Annotated in this window: 1 pseudogene; it reads left to right on the top strand. The window is 67.1% G+C overall.

Going from position 1 to position 343, the window contains the following annotated elements:
• Positions 1-343, top strand: a pseudogene (locus ACSFA3_RS25910) (magnesium-translocating P-type ATPase); the annotation flags it as partial.

Raw genomic sequence — 343 nt, 5'->3', positions numbered from 1 at the left:
CTTCTCGCGCCGGCGCATGTCGGTGGTGGTGGCCAATGGCGGCAGCGAGCACCTGCTGATCTGCAAGGGCGCGCTGGAAGAGATCCTGTCGGTGTGCACTTCGGTCGAGCGCGGTGCCGAGGTGTTGGCGCTCGATGCCGAGGTGCTGGCGCGCATTCATCGCGTGGCATCGGAGCTCAATGCCCAGGGCCTGCGCGTGGTGGCCGTGGCAAGCCGTTCGCTGAAGGTCGAAGCGCAGAAGCCTGCCTACGGCGTGGCCGACGAGTCGGGACTCACGCTGCTGGGCTACGTGGCATTTCTCGATCCACCAAAGGAATCGACCGCGCCCGCATTGCGCGCGCTG

The sequence above is a fragment of the Variovorax glucosi genome (genome assembly GCF_051216695.1).
Lineage (GTDB): Bacteria > Pseudomonadota > Gammaproteobacteria > Burkholderiales > Burkholderiaceae_C > Variovorax.
This window is presented reverse-complemented; position numbering and strand designations above follow the sequence as displayed.